Origin of the sequence: Amycolatopsis sp. NPDC057786, assembly GCF_042797905.1 — a bacterium.
In the GTDB taxonomy this organism is placed as follows: domain Bacteria; phylum Actinomycetota; class Actinomycetes; order Mycobacteriales; family Pseudonocardiaceae; genus Amycolatopsis.
In genome coordinates this window covers 1-12,803 of the sequence record NZ_JBHVKW010000084.1, presented here as the reverse complement: position 1 = coordinate 12,803, position 12,803 = coordinate 1, and the positions used below count along the sequence as shown (strand labels likewise).

Genomic DNA, 12,803 nt, shown 5'->3' with positions numbered 1-12,803 from the left:
GCGCCCGCCCCTAACGCGCTATGAAAGGACCGTTCCTTGCAAATTTTGCAAGGAACGGTCCTTTCATAGCGTTCCGGGACTAGCGCGCGGGCGGATCGGGCGGCAGGTCGCCGAAGTCCTCCGGCGCGATCTTGTCCAGCGCCGCCCGGAACTCCTCGACCTCCCGCTCCTGCTCGACCGGATCCGGTGGTACCGCCGGCAGTTCCGCGTCGGGCCCGGAACCCATGATCTCGACCCGCACCGAAGCGACCTCGAGCACCGCGTCGGCCACCTCGATCCCGACCCCGGCGCGCAACCCGATCGCGACCGCGTCGCTCGGCCGCGCCGAGACGCGGATACCGGAGTCGAGGAGCAGGTCGGCGAAGAAGATGCCGTCCCGCAGCGCGGTGACCTGGACCCCGGTGACCCGGTGCCCGAACGACTCGACCACCTGGCCGATCAGTTCGATCGTGCCCGGCCGCGGCAGCCGGATCCGCTCCTGCGCGAGCGCCACCGCGCTCGCTTCGGGGGCGCCGATCGTGATCGCCAGCCAGCGGCGTTCGCCCTCCCGCTCCCGCAGCAACATCACCGGTGCCGCTTCCGGAGCCAGGACTGCCATCCCTTCGACTTCCATGGGGATCATGCGCGGTACCTCATTCCCTCGGTCGGGCGGTGTCGTCCTTCAGTGCCTTGTCCGCCACCACTTCCGAAGGGGTGGCCTGGTCGCGACGCTGGAACGGGGTCGTATGCCCCTCGGCGCGCAGCCTGGGGATCATGTGGGGGTAATGGAGTTCGAACGCCGGGCGTTCGGACCGGATCCTCGGGAGATCCAAGAAGTTGTGCCGTGGCGGCGGGCAGGTCGTCGCCCATTCCAGGGAATTCCCGTGGCCCCACGGATCGTCCACTTCGACGACCTCCCCGAACCGGTAGCTGCGGACGACGTTCCACAGGAACGGCAGCACCGAAGCGCCGAGCAGGAAGGCGCCGATCGTGGAAATGGTGTGCAGCACCGTGAACCCGTCGGTACTCAGGTAGTCGGCGTAGCGGCGCGGCATTCCTTCGTTGCCGAGCCAGTGCTGGACGAGGAACGTCGCGTGGAAGCCGATGAACGTGGTCCAGAAATGGAGCTTCGCGAGCCGCTCGTCGAGCATCCGCCCGGTCATCTTGGGGAACCAGAAGTAGATACCGGCGAAGGTGGCGAACACGATGGTGCCGAACAGCACGTAGTGGAAGTGCGCCACCACGAAGTAGGTGTCGTGGATGTGGAAGTCCAGCGGTGGCGCGGCCAGGATGATCCCGGTCAGCCCGCCCAGCAGGAACGTCACCATGAACCCGATCGACCACAGCATCGGGGATTCGAAGGTGAGCTGGCCTTTCCACATGGTGCCGATCCAGTTGAAGAACTTGATCCCGGTCGGCACCGCGATGAGGAAGGTCATGATGGAGAAGAACGGCAACAGCACCGCGCCGGTGGCGAACATGTGGTGCGCCCACACGGCGAAGGACAGCGCGGTGATCGCGATCGTCGCGAACACCATGAGCTTGTAGCCGAAGAGCGGTTTCCGGCTGAACACCGGGACGATCTCGGTGATGATGCCGAAATACGGCAACGCGACGATGTACACCTCGGGATGGCCGAAGAACCAGAACAGGTGCTGGAACAGGATCGCCCCGCCGTTGGCCGGATCGAAGACGTGCGCGCCCAGCCGCCGGTCGGCCATCAGCCCGAACAGGGCCGCGGTGAGGATCGGGAAGACCGCCAGGATCAGGATCGTGGTGAACAGGATGTTCCAGGTGAACAGCGGCAGCCGCCACATGGTCATCCCTGGCGCGCGCAGGCAGAGGATCGTGGTGACCATGTTGACCGCACCGAGGATCGTCCCGAGCCCGGAGACGATCAGGCCCATGATCACCAGATCGGCGCCGACGCCCGGGGTGTGCGCGGCGTTGGACAGCGGCGTGTACATCGTCCACCCGAAGTCGGGCGCCCCGCTCGGCGTGAGGAACGCGCTGAGCGTCATCAGCCCGCCGAAGAGATACAGCCAGTAGGAGAACGCGTTCAGCCTCGGGAAGGCGACGTCCGGTGACCCGATCTGCAGCGGCAGGATGTAGTTGGCGAACGCGAAGAGGTTCGGTGTCGCGTACAGCAGCAGCATGATCAGGCCGTGCATGGTGAACAGCTGGTTGTACTGCTCCTGCGACAGGAACTGCATCCCCGGCCTGCCCAGTTCGCCGCGCATCAGCAGCGCCATGAACCCGCCGATGAGGAAGAACGCGAACGAGGTGCTCAGGTAGAGCACGCCGATCGTCTTGTGGTCGGTGGTGCGGACGATGTTGAGGAACACGCTGCCCTTGGGCGCCCGGCGCCGCCCGCCGAAACGGACGGCCTCCGGTCGGGGCGATGTCTTCACCGCGGTCATGACGACTCCCAGCACGAGGACGCACCTTCTGATGGCTGGTACCCCTCCAGGAGAGCCCCTACACGTGGGAATTTTCAAGAGGCTGAAGGGCTTGTCCCGGCAGTGACCCGAACGCCGGATCGGCCCCGTCGGCCCACAAGGCCGTGGCGACCCGCAGTAGTCGCGGGAGACCCGGCCGATGCGCCGGATGCGTGGCGACGACGAGGCGTTCACGGTCGTGCAGGGTGTTCCCGATCAGCGAGCCGACCTGTCCGGCGCCCATCTGCACGAACGCGCGGAACCCGGCCACGTACATGCTCTCGACGAGGCCGCGGAATCGCACCGGCTCCAGCAGATGCCGCACGAACAGCTCACGCACCTGCCCGGCCGCCGCCGGGTAGGGCCTCCCTGTCGTGGCCGACCAGATCGGGAGTTTCGCCGGACGCGGAGTACAACGCTCGGCGGCCTGGCGGATCGGGCCGAGATACGGGGCGAGCATCGGGGTGTGGAACCCCGGCCGGGACGGCAGCACTTGGGAGATCACCCCGTCGGCTCGGAAACCGCGCACGAAGCCGTCGACGGCTGCCGCGGGTCCGCAGATCATCGTCTGGTGCGGCGCGTTGTCTTGGGAGAGGACGACTTCCGACTGTCCTTTGAGGACTTCGGAGACCTTGGACGCCGCCGCGCCGATCACCGCGAAGGCCGGCCTCGGTACCTTGAGCGCGTCGGGATCGAAGCCCGCCAGGAACGAGTCGACCTCCGTGTCGGTGTGGATCCCGGCGACGGCCATGGCGGTCCACTCCCCCAGGCTGTGGCCGGCGAGCGCGTCCGGGGTCACGCGCAGACGGCGCAAGGCCGTGTCGAGCAGCCTGCCCAGCCGGAGCGTTCCGCCTTCGTCCTCCGCCCCGGGGAAGACGAAGGCGAGTTTGCCACCGCCCGCGCCGAGCAGCGGTTTCGGAACGAACCAGAGGTCGTTGCGGCCGCGCCACGATCTGCCCTTCGCGACCACTTTCCTGGCCAGGTTCAGTCGCTTGGGCGTCGGGTCGACGAGCCCGAACCGGACCCGGCCGCGGCCGGTGTCGCCGGTGCGCGGAAGTTCGTCGCGGTCGAGCAGGCAACCCATCTCGGCGACGGTCGGCGCGGACAGGCGCAGGATACGAATGGCCTTACCCAACGGGAAGCCTCCGAAACACGGAAGAGTGACTTGATGACCGGGCGTACTTAAGCGCAGGCACGGCGTCACGTCAATACTCGGCAGTACGGTTTCCGGCCACAGGAACCGAATGGCGGAACAATGACCCGAACGGTGTATTTCCCGCTTTCATCGGATGACCGGGAAACAATGGTCCGCACCTATTCCGGAAATCGGCGATGATTCGTCCTGTCACCGGGAGAACATGAAAGCACTCAGCGGGCTTTCGCGTTCCGGACCGCGATGCTCAGCAGTTCCGCGGCCGGGCCGGCGAGCCGCCGTCCGGCGGGCCACACCGCGCGCAGTTCCCGGCCGAAGTCGACGCCGTCCACCGGGACCGGGACGAGCCTGCCTTCGGCGACGTCCCGGACGATGGCGAGTTCACTGATCACCGCCGGACCCGCGCCCGCGATCACGGCGTTGCCGACCGCGGAGGCGGAACCCAGTTCCAGCAACGGTTTCGCCGGTCCGACCCCGGCCTTGCGCAGTGCCGCGTCCACGGTCTCCCTCGTCCCGGAACCCGGTTCGCGGACCACGAGCGGCGTGATCGCCAGTTCGGCCGCCGTGAGCGGGCGGCGTTTGCGCGCCCACGGATGACTCGGAGGAACGACGAGGACCAGGTGATCGGTGGCCACCCGCCGGGACGAAAGGCCGGGTAGCGAACCGGGTGACTCGACGAACCCGAGATCGACCTTGCCCTCCCTGGCCATTTCGGCGGCCTGGTCGGAGTTGGTGACCTCCAGCCCGAGGTACAGGCCGGGGTCGCCGCGTTTGAGCTCGCCGATCCAGCCCGGTACCAGATATTCGGCCAGTGTCATGCTCGCGGCGACCCGCAGATGCGCCTCGTGCTGGGTGCGCAGCGCTTCGGCGCCGTCGAGCAGGCCGTCGAGTTCGGACAGCACGCGCTGCGCCCAGCCCGCGATGACCCGGCCGTCGGGGGTGAGCGCGGAGCCGCGTCGCGTGCGGTCGACCAGCACCAGCCCCAGCCTCCGCTCGACTGTGGACAGTCGTTTGCTCGCCGACGGCTGCGCGATCCCGAGACTGGCCGCGGCCTGCCCGATACTGCCGAGCTCGTCCACGAGTACCAGCAGGCGCAGGGAGTCCAGATCGGGTGTGGTCATAGCCCAAGTGTATGACCTACCCCTGGTATTCCCGGCTACCGAGGTCACCCCGTCCGGGCGAGGCTCGAACCATGAGCACCACGCACGCGAGACCGACGAAGCCCTACCTGACCGCGTTCGCGATCACCGGCGCCGGAGTGGCCGCCGCATACCTGGTCGGCACCGCTTTCCCGGTCATCAGCGCGCTCACCATCGCCGTCGTGCTCGGCATCGTCGCCGGTTCGCTGCCTTCGCTGTCCGACGGGACCCGGAAAGCCATCGCCGGGATCACCAAGAAACTGCTTCGCGCCGGTGTCGTGCTGCTCGGTCTGCAACTCTCGCTCCCGGCCGTCCTGGCGCTGGGCCCCGGGACCCTGGTCGCCGTCGTGCTCACGGTCGGCATCACTTTCCTCGGCACGATCGGTCTCGGCAGGCTCCTCGGCGTCCCCCGCGGCCTCGGGATCCTGGTCGCGACCGGGTTCTCGATCTGCGGCGCGTCCGCGATCGCCGCCATGGAAGGCGTCGTGAAACGCGAGGACTCCGACGTCGCGACCGCGGTCGCCCTGGTCACCTTCTACGGCGGGCTCGCCATCGCCGCGGTCCCGCTGATCGGCGGCTGGCTACGGCTCGACGCGGCCCGGATCGGCGAGTGGGCGGGCCTCAGCGTGCACGAGGTCGCACAGGTCGTCGCCGCGGCCACCCCGGCGGGGAGCGCCGCCATCGCGGTCGCCATCGTGATCAAGCTCAGCCGGGTGGTCCTGCTGGCCCCGATGGTCGCCGCGGTCGGCGTGCACGAACGGCACCGGCCCGCCGACGGCAAGCGGCCGCCGCTGGTCCCGCTGTTCGTCCTCGGGTTCCTGGCCATGGCAGCCCTGCGGAGCACCGGGATCGTGCCGGGTTTCGCGCTCGACGTCGCCAAGGTCGCCTGCACCCTGCTGCTGGCCGGGGCGCTGTTCGGGCTGGGCTGCGCGGTCCGGATCGGCAAGCTCGTCCGCACCGGGGGCCGCGCCCTGCTGCTCGGCCTGCTCTCCACGCTGCTGGTCGGGACCACCGCGCTGGTCACACTGACCTTGCTCGGCTGAGGACGGCGGCCGCGAGCAGCGCGACCACGCCTCCGGTGACCATCACGGCCGGGACGGAGACCGCGTCGACGACCAGCCCGCCGAGCAGCGCGCCCGCGGAAAGCGTCGCTTGGAACGACGAGGTGAACAGCACCGACGCCGCTTCGGGCGCCTGCGGAGCCGCCCTGGCGAACCACGTTCCCGAGCAGACCGGGACGGCACCGTAAGCGAAACCCCAGACCACCAGCAGCGCGAGCGCGCCCGCTTGTGTGCCGCCGAGAAACGGCAACGCGCAGGTCACGACGCCGATCGAGCCCGCCGCGGCGAGGAAGGTCAGCCGGAGATCGCGGGCGATCGCCGCACCCGCCACGAAATTGCCGGCGATCCCGGCGGTGCCGTAGACGAGCAGGTAGACGGTGATCAGCTCCGGGCTCACCTGCGTCACCTGGCGCAGGAGCGGCGTGACGTAGGTGTAGGTCCCGAAATGGGCCAGCACGATCAGCACCGTGACCAGCAGGCCGAGCCGGGTCGTCCGCTCGCGGGTCATCCCCCGCAGGACGCCGAGCCGGGTCGCGTCCGCCGACGGCAGTGGAGGCAACGCCAGCGCCAGCGCGGCGAGGACACCGATCGTGAAGACCGCCATCACCGCGAAAGCCGCTCGCCAGCCGAAAAGCTCGCCGAGGAACGTTCCCGCCGGCACCCCGAGAACCGAGCCGAGCGGGACGGCGGAGAAGATCACCGCGGTCGCCCTGCCCGCGCGCCCGGGGCCGACGAGCCGTGCGGCGAGCCCCGAGCCGATCGCCCAGAAGGCGCCGATCACCAGCCCCACCAGGACTCGCGAGACCAGCATCGCCCAGTAGGCCTGCGCGGTCGCCGCGAGGACGTCGGCCAAGGCCAGCACCACCATCAGCGCGCACAGCAGAATCCGGCGGTCGAGGCGTCCGGCGGCGACGGTGACGGCCGGGGCCGCGAGCGCGGCGAGGAAGCCGGGCAGGGTCATGGTCAGGCCCGCCGTCCCCGGGGTGATCCGGAAGTCCTCACCGATCGGGGTCAGGAGGCCGATCGGCAGGATCTCCGTGGTGACGAGGGAAAAGATCCCGAGCGTCACCGCGAGGACGGCGAGCCATCCCTTCAGCGGGGTCCGCGCGGAGGTGTCGAGGGTCGAAGCGGTCATGTGCTTCAGCCCATCACCGCGCGGGCACCGCGGTCTGGCGGATTCGCGACGTTGATCCAGCTGGGGGCTGAAGGGGACTTTCCCCGCATCAGATGAGACGAAAGCGTCCTTCACCGCGTCACATGCGGCGAAGGGCCCCTTCAGCCCCTCGCGACGTTGATCTAGGTCCGCGACCGCTGGGTCACGACGATGCAGGTGACCACGATCAGCGCGGTCACCGGCGCGGCGGCCGGGAGATGCTCACCGAGCAGCAGGACCGCCCAGACCAGGGTCAGCAGCGGCTGGGCGAGCTGCAGCTGGCTCGCCCGCGCGACACCGATCTCGGCCATGCCCCGGTACCAGGCGAAAAACCCGCCGAACTGCGAGATGAGCGCGACGTACAGCAGGCCGACGACGCCCTCGCCGGTGATGTGCAGCGGCTCGGTCGCCAGCCCGAAGACGGCGAACGCGCCGGTGACCGGCAGCGCCATCACCAGAGCCCACGCGATCACGTGCCAGCCGGCCATCTCCCTGGCCAGCCTGCCGCCTTCGGCGTACCCGAACGCGCACAGCACGAGCGCGCCGAACAGGAAGAGGTCCGCTGTGGACAGTCCGCCGCCGCTCTGCGCGACGGTGAACACGACGACGGCGCTCGCGCCGACCGCCGCGGCGAGCCAGAACCGGCGGGACGGCCGGTTCCCGGTCAGCTTCGAGGAGATGACGGCGGTGGCCAGCGGCAGCAGCCCGATGACCACCGCGGAATGCGCGGTCGACGACGTCGTCAGCGCGAGCGTGGTGAGGATCGGGAACGCGAGGACACAGCCGAGGGAGACCACGGCAAGGCCCCGCCACTGGTCGCGCCTCGGCAGCGGGACCCGGAAGACGCGAAGACAGGTTCCGGCGACCAGCGCGGCCAGGACGCTTCGCAGCCCGGTGGCGGTCCACGGCTCGAAGCCCTTGAGCGCCCACACGGTGGCGGGGAACGTGAACGAGAAGGCAAGGACACCCAGCGCCGCCAGCGCGGTCCCGGAGCGGACCGCTACTGCCCGGTCCGCGATAGCGCTATCATCCAGTCTCATGTCCGATGGTAGCAGCGTCACCAGCCTGGTCATACAGCTGCGATCCACTTTGGAGCGCTATCCGATCGACGGAAAGCTCCCGTCGAGCCGGGAGCTGGTCCGGGAGCTGAAGGTGAGCCCGGTGACGGTGTCGCGCGCCATCGCCGCGCTGGCCGCCGAAGGCCTGGTGATCACCCGGCCCGGTGCCGGTGTCTTCCGCGCCCCGCCGCCCCGCGAGGTGGCGGTGACCGGTGACGTGTCGTGGCAGGAGGTGGCGCTGAGCTCGCAGTCCGGCACCCGCGCGATCGACGCGAGCGGCGTGCTCACCGCGCTGAGCGATCCACCTTCGGGCGTCATCGACCTCAACGGCGGCTACACGCATCCGAGCCTCCAGCCGGAACGCGAGCTCGCCGCGGCGTCCGCCCGCGCCGGACGCCGCCCCGGCGCGTGGACACGGCCGCCGATCTGCGGCCTGCCCGAACTGCGGGCCTGGTTCGCCCGCGACATCGGCAGCCCGGTGAACGTCGAGAACGTACTGGTCACCTCGGGCGGGCAGAGCGCGCTGACCACGGCGCTGCGCGCGCTCGGCGCTCCCGGCGCGCCGGTGCTGGTGGAATCCCCGACATATCCGGGGATGCTGGCCATCGCGCGGGCGTCGGGGCTGCGGCCGGTCCCGGTGCCGATCGACCGCGACGGCGTCCGGCCCGAGCTGCTCGCCGACGCCTTCCGCGACACGGGCGCCCGGCTGTTCGTCTGCCAGCCCGCGTTCCAGAACCCGACCGGCGCGGTGCTGTGCGCCGAACGCCGGGCCGAGGTCCTGCGGATCGCCCGTGACGCGGGCGCTTTCGTCGTCGAGGACGATTTCGCCCGGCTGATGGCGCATCCCGGCAGCCCGGCTCCCCCGCCGCCGCTCGTGGCCGACGATCCCGACGGCGTCGTGGTGCACATCCGCTCGCTCACGAAACCGGCGTCACCGAGCCTGCGGATCAGCGCGCTGGCCGCCCGCGGCCCGGCACTGGAACGCCTGCGCGGGCTCCACGCCGTCGAAAGCTTCTTCGTGCCGCGCCCACTGCAGGAGACCGCGCTCGAACTGGTGAGTTCTCCCGCCTGGAGCCGCCACCTGCGAAGCCTCGCGGCCTCGCTGCGGGAACGCCGCGACGTCGCCGTGTCGGCCCTGCGGGAGTTCCTGCCCGCCTGGACCGCCGTCCCGGTCCCGACCGGGGGCTACCACCTGTGGCAGCCGCTCCCCGCCTTCGTCGACGAAGTAGCGCTGACCAGCGCCGCTTTCCGCGCCGGAGTAGCGGTCACCCCCGGCAGGATGTACTTCGCGGCCGAGGCTCCGGGGCCTTATCTGCGCCTGAGCTACGTCAGCGCCGCGACCGGCGCGCAGCTACGCGAAGGCGTCCAGCGCCTTTCCCAGGCGTACCAGGAGATCCCTTCCTGACGTCTCGTACGATCGCGCACGGAGGCGACGAAAAGGCATGACACAGCCGGCGGCGGCGCCGCACGATCCACCCGGCAGGCTCTGGGAGCTGCTCGACGACGGCCAGCGCAAGGCGCTGCGTGCCGAGGCCGAACTGCGCCGGTACCCGGCGGGCACGGTGATCATCCGCGAGGGCGACCGGTCGGACTGGGTGCTGATCCTGATGACCGGGCGGGTCAAGATCACGTCGGTGTCCACCGGGGGCTACGACGCCGTGCTGGCCGTCCGTGATCCGGGTGACATCATCGGCGAGATGGCGTCGATGGACGGCAGCCTTCGCTCGGCCACGGCGATCGCCGTCGAGCCGGTCACCGGCCTGTGGTTGTCCTCGCGCGCGTTCAACGCCGTGCTCCGCGAGCATCCCGGCCTCTCGGTGGTGCTGCTGCGGATCATCACCTCCCGCCTGCGCTACGCCAATTCGCGCCGCACCGAATTCGGGGACAGCACCGCCGCCGAGCGGATCGCCGCGATCCTCGTCGACCTCGCCGAGCGGTACGGCGTGCCCGTCGCCGACGGCACCCTGATCGCCCTTCGGATCAGCCAGCGCGACCTGGCGGGGCTCGCGTCCACGTCGAGGGAAGCCGTCGCGCGAACACTGCGGGCCTTGCGCGCCGACGGGTTGCTCAGCACCGGCCGCCAGCGGCTGGTCGTGCGGAGCGTGAACGACCTCAGGCAGCTGGCACCCGACGACCGCTGAGCCGCCATGGCAGGCCGAAGTGCCGTTCCACGCGGGCTCCGGTCGCCAGGAACAGTTTGCGCACGCGTGGCTCGTTCTCCGGATCGAAGCCCGGTGTGGTCTCGATCAGCGTCGCGAGTCCGCGGACGAGCTCGGTCGCGGACTTCCCCGGCACGAGCAGCACCCGCACCGGCGCGAGGCTGCGCACGGCCGGGGGCGGCGCGACGAGGTCGACCCGCGCACGGACCAGGCCGGCCAGCCTCAGCAGCCGGAGAACGGCGCCCGCCACCGCCCAGGCCACCAGTTCCGCCACGAGGACCGGCGACAGGACAAGCGCCAGCCCGGCCGCCTGTCCGACGGCGATTCCCAGCATCAGCCAGTCCTCGAAGCCCAGGCGTTCTTCCGCCGCGGACCTGCCGCGGTGCCGGGTGAACGACACTTCCCGGTAGCGCTCGCTCTCGGTGACGATCGCGAGCGGGCGGATCCGGCGCAGCCAGGGCGCGAACCGGCGCACGATCAGCCATTCCCCGCCTTCGGCATCGGTCACTCGCATCGCGTTCCCCTCGTCGGTGTGCAGCTCTCCGACGACGCGGCGGCCGACGCCGTTCCCCCGGCCGGCAACCGCCGGTGAGTCCCGCCAACGGCCGGACCCACCGGCGCCACGACGCGAACCGGTGATCGATCGCCCCTCACCCTCTCCGGTCGATCACCTTCCCCGGCCCTCCCCGCCGATCTCGCGCCGTGTCCGACGGGAAAGAGCTTGGCAGGGATCACCGCGTCGTTCTGCGTCACCTGACACAAAGCGCGAAACCGGGTTGTACGCGTCTTGTACGAGCCGGAAGGACTCTGATGCCCCGTCACCTGAACCGAATCCAGGACGGAGTCACTCCCGTGAAGATCTCCCGCGTCGCACAGGGCCTGTTCGCGGCCCTCGTCGCCACCGCGGCGGTCGGCGCAGCCCCGGCCACCTCCCTCGCCGCGCCGGCCACCGGCGACCAGTTCTCGACCGCCGCGGTCGCGAACACGTTGGTGTACAAACAGAAAACAGAAGGTTACGACTGTTTCAGGATCCCCGCCATCGTCAAGGCGAACAACGGCGAACTGCTCGCGTTCGCCGAAGGCCGCAACGGCGGAGCCAGCTTCTGCAACGACAGCGGCGACATCGATCTCGTCGTGAAACGCTCCGCCGACAACGGCAGGACCTGGAGCGCCCCGAAGATCGTCATCGAAGGTTTCGGTGACACCAAAGGAAACCCGACGCCGATCGTGATCCCGTCCACCGGGCGGATCGTGCTGCTCTCGGTGATGGAATGCGTCAAGAACCCGGACTGCAACCGGATTCCGCGCGTCTCGATCAGCGACGACCACGGCAAGACCTGGACCGCGCCCAAGGTGCTCACCACGCAGCTCGGGTTCAGCACCGCGCCCGGCTGGCTCGCGACCGGGCCGTCGCACGGCATCGTGCTGACCCGCGGCGCGCACGCGGGCCGCATCGTCGCCGGGATGAGTTACACCGTCGACGGCAAGAACAGCGGCGCGCTCATCTACAGCGACGACCAGGGCGTCACCTGGAAGCGCGGCGCCACCGACACCCCGGCGTCGACGGCCGGGCTGAACCCGCAGGAGATCAGCGTCACCGAGCTGCTCGACGGCCGGGTCTACGCCGCGGCGCGCAACCAGGCCAACAACGACAACAAATGCCTCAGCGGTGGCGCCAAGAACCGCGCCTACGCCATCAGCTCCGACGGCGGGGCGAGCTTCTCGACCAAGTTCACCTTCGAGGAGGACCTGATCACCCCGGTGGTGCAGGGCTCGACCGCGCGGATGACCGCGACCGACAAAGCGGGCAAGTACAACCGGATCCTGTTCGCCGCGCCGTCGGTCTGCGACCGCCGCAAGGAACTCGTCGTGCGATCGTCGTTCGACGAGGGCGCGAACTGGCAGGGCAACTCCGCCGGGACGCTGGTGTGGAGCGGTGACGCCGCGTACTCCGACATGGTCCAGCTGTCCTCGGGTTCGGTCGGCGTGCTGTACGAGGCGGGCCCGGCGGGCAACGCCAACGAGACCATCCGCTTCTCGACCGTCACCGAGACGACCCTCGGCGCCCCGGTCTGCGGCGGTGGCTACGGCGTGATCGACTCGGCCCCGCTGGGGACGGCGGGCACGGTTTACCTGTCCTACAACGCTTCCAACGGGCAGAACTGTGTCAGCACGATGAAGAGCGAGGCCGCGGGCACCGCGACCGCGACGTCGGCCTACCTCGAGGTGGCGGGCGCGTCCCGGATCACCGACTCCGGGTCGTTCTCGTGGTTCGCCGGTCCGGTGCGGGCGGCCGCGGCGGGCAAATGCGTGAAGTGGGGCGGTTCCGCGGGCGGGACGTCGTACAACAGCCCGTCGGAACACTGCGGCTGAGCCTGGGTCTCGTGAGTGGTGAGGACGATTAGGGCCAAGGGGTCTCAAGTACCTACTCCAGGCTTTCACGTGACTGGACGGACGACACGCGTGATCAGATGGACGACACGCGTGATCACACGGACGACTCGTAGTCGGAACCCCGGCCGCGATCGTGTCGTCCGTCCAGTCACGCGTGTCGTCCGCCGGATCACGCGTGTCGTCCAGTCAGTCACGTGACATCGCCGGTCCCGGGTCTCGTGAGTGGTGAGGACGGTTCTAACCGTCCTCACCACTCACGCCCGCCCCCC

11 protein-coding genes are annotated in these 12,803 nt (G+C 69.8%); 4 read left to right on the top strand and 7 right to left on the bottom strand.

Annotated features, from left to right (window positions below):
* Positions 1–79 precede the first annotated feature (79 nt).
* The 4 genes from ACFVM3_RS31740 to ACFVM3_RS31725 all read right to left on the bottom strand — a co-directional run bounded on the left by ACFVM3_RS31740 (position 80) and on the right by ACFVM3_RS31725 (position 4,691).
* Entirely contained in the window at positions 80–622 is a 543-nt protein-coding gene (locus tag ACFVM3_RS31740) for a bifunctional nuclease family protein (RefSeq protein ID WP_378443612.1), read from the bottom strand.
* Positions 623–632: 10 nt separating this feature from the next.
* Positions 633–2,399, bottom strand: coding sequence for a cytochrome c oxidase subunit I (gene ctaD, locus ACFVM3_RS31735; RefSeq protein WP_378443629.1), 1,767 nt, complete (start codon positions 2,397–2,399; stop codon positions 633–635).
* A 58-nt stretch (positions 2,400–2,457) separates the two neighbouring features.
* Positions 2,458–3,552 (bottom strand): acyltransferase domain-containing protein, encoded by a 1,095-nt coding sequence (locus tag ACFVM3_RS31730; RefSeq protein WP_378443611.1) that lies wholly within the window; start codon positions 3,550–3,552, stop codon positions 2,458–2,460.
* A gap of 233 nt (positions 3,553–3,785) precedes the next feature.
* Complete coding sequence (locus ACFVM3_RS31725; protein ID WP_378443610.1) at positions 3,786–4,691, bottom strand: LysR family transcriptional regulator; 906 nt, start codon at positions 4,689–4,691, stop codon at positions 3,786–3,788.
* Between the two features lie 71 nt (positions 4,692–4,762).
* Between ACFVM3_RS31725 and ACFVM3_RS31720 the strand changes: the two genes are divergently transcribed.
* Positions 4,763–5,752, top strand: a complete 990-nt coding sequence (locus ACFVM3_RS31720) for a YeiH family protein (RefSeq protein WP_378443609.1) — start codon at positions 4,763–4,765, stop codon at positions 5,750–5,752.
* Here ACFVM3_RS31720 and ACFVM3_RS31715 read toward each other — a convergent pair.
* Positions 5,730–6,905: an MFS transporter gene (locus ACFVM3_RS31715; RefSeq protein WP_378443608.1), complete on the bottom strand. Its 1,176-nt coding sequence runs from the start codon at positions 6,903–6,905 to the stop codon at positions 5,730–5,732. The genes ACFVM3_RS31720 and ACFVM3_RS31715 overlap by 23 nt on opposite strands.
* Positions 6,906–7,066: 161 nt before the next feature.
* Positions 7,067–7,963 carry a DMT family transporter gene (locus tag ACFVM3_RS31710; RefSeq protein WP_378443607.1) on the bottom strand — a complete coding sequence of 299 codons (897 nt, stop codon included), beginning with the start codon at positions 7,961–7,963 and terminating at the stop codon, positions 7,067–7,069.
* Between ACFVM3_RS31710 and ACFVM3_RS31705 the strand changes: the two genes are divergently transcribed.
* Together ACFVM3_RS31705 and ACFVM3_RS31700 are read left to right on the top strand one after the other, a co-directional pair.
* Positions 7,962–9,386: a PLP-dependent aminotransferase family protein gene (locus ACFVM3_RS31705; protein WP_378443606.1), complete on the top strand. Its 1,425-nt coding sequence runs from the start codon at positions 7,962–7,964 to the stop codon at positions 9,384–9,386. The two genes, ACFVM3_RS31710 and ACFVM3_RS31705, sit on opposite strands and share 2 nt — an antisense overlap.
* A 37-nt stretch (positions 9,387–9,423) precedes the next feature.
* The gene (locus ACFVM3_RS31700; RefSeq protein WP_378443605.1) at positions 9,424–10,122 is read left to right on the top strand and encodes a Crp/Fnr family transcriptional regulator; all 699 of its coding nucleotides are present in this window, start codon (positions 9,424–9,426) and stop codon (positions 10,120–10,122) included.
* Here ACFVM3_RS31700 and ACFVM3_RS31695 read toward each other — a convergent pair.
* Positions 10,094–10,654, bottom strand: coding sequence for a hypothetical protein (locus tag ACFVM3_RS31695; RefSeq protein WP_378443604.1), 561 nt, complete (start codon positions 10,652–10,654; stop codon positions 10,094–10,096). The two genes, ACFVM3_RS31700 and ACFVM3_RS31695, sit on opposite strands and share 29 nt — an antisense overlap.
* Before the next feature lie 338 nt (positions 10,655–10,992).
* Between ACFVM3_RS31695 and ACFVM3_RS31690 the strand changes: the two genes are divergently transcribed.
* The gene (locus ACFVM3_RS31690) at positions 10,993–12,513 is read left to right on the top strand and encodes an exo-alpha-sialidase (protein ID WP_378443603.1); all 1,521 of its coding nucleotides are present in this window, start codon (positions 10,993–10,995) and stop codon (positions 12,511–12,513) included.
* The last annotated feature ends 290 nt before the right edge of the window (positions 12,514–12,803 follow it).

What these genes read in the sequence shown, in the direction of transcription:
- ACFVM3_RS31740 (WP_378443612.1), bottom strand. Translation starts at nt 622, where the DNA reads ATGATCCCCATGGAAGTCGAAGGGATGGCAGTCCTGGCTCCGGAAGCG.
- ctaD (WP_378443629.1), bottom strand. Translation starts at nt 2,399, where the DNA reads ATGACCGCGGTGAAGACATCGCCCCGACCGGAGGCCGTCCGTTTCGGC.
- ACFVM3_RS31725 (WP_378443610.1), bottom strand. Translation starts at nt 4,691, where the DNA reads ATGACCACACCCGATCTGGACTCCCTGCGCCTGCTGGTACTCGTGGAC.
- ACFVM3_RS31720 (WP_378443609.1), top strand. Translation starts at nt 4,763, where the DNA reads ATGAGCACCACGCACGCGAGACCGACGAAGCCCTACCTGACCGCGTTC.
- ACFVM3_RS31715 (WP_378443608.1), bottom strand. Translation starts at nt 6,905, where the DNA reads ATGACCGCTTCGACCCTCGACACCTCCGCGCGGACCCCGCTGAAGGGA.
- ACFVM3_RS31705 (WP_378443606.1), top strand. Translation starts at nt 7,962, where the DNA reads ATGTCCGATGGTAGCAGCGTCACCAGCCTGGTCATACAGCTGCGATCC.
- ACFVM3_RS31710 (WP_378443607.1), bottom strand. Translation starts at nt 7,963, where the DNA reads ATGAGACTGGATGATAGCGCTATCGCGGACCGGGCAGTAGCGGTCCGC.
- ACFVM3_RS31700 (WP_378443605.1), top strand. Translation starts at nt 9,424, where the DNA reads ATGACACAGCCGGCGGCGGCGCCGCACGATCCACCCGGCAGGCTCTGG.
- ACFVM3_RS31695 (WP_378443604.1), bottom strand. Translation starts at nt 10,654, where the DNA reads ATGCGAGTGACCGATGCCGAAGGCGGGGAATGGCTGATCGTGCGCCGG.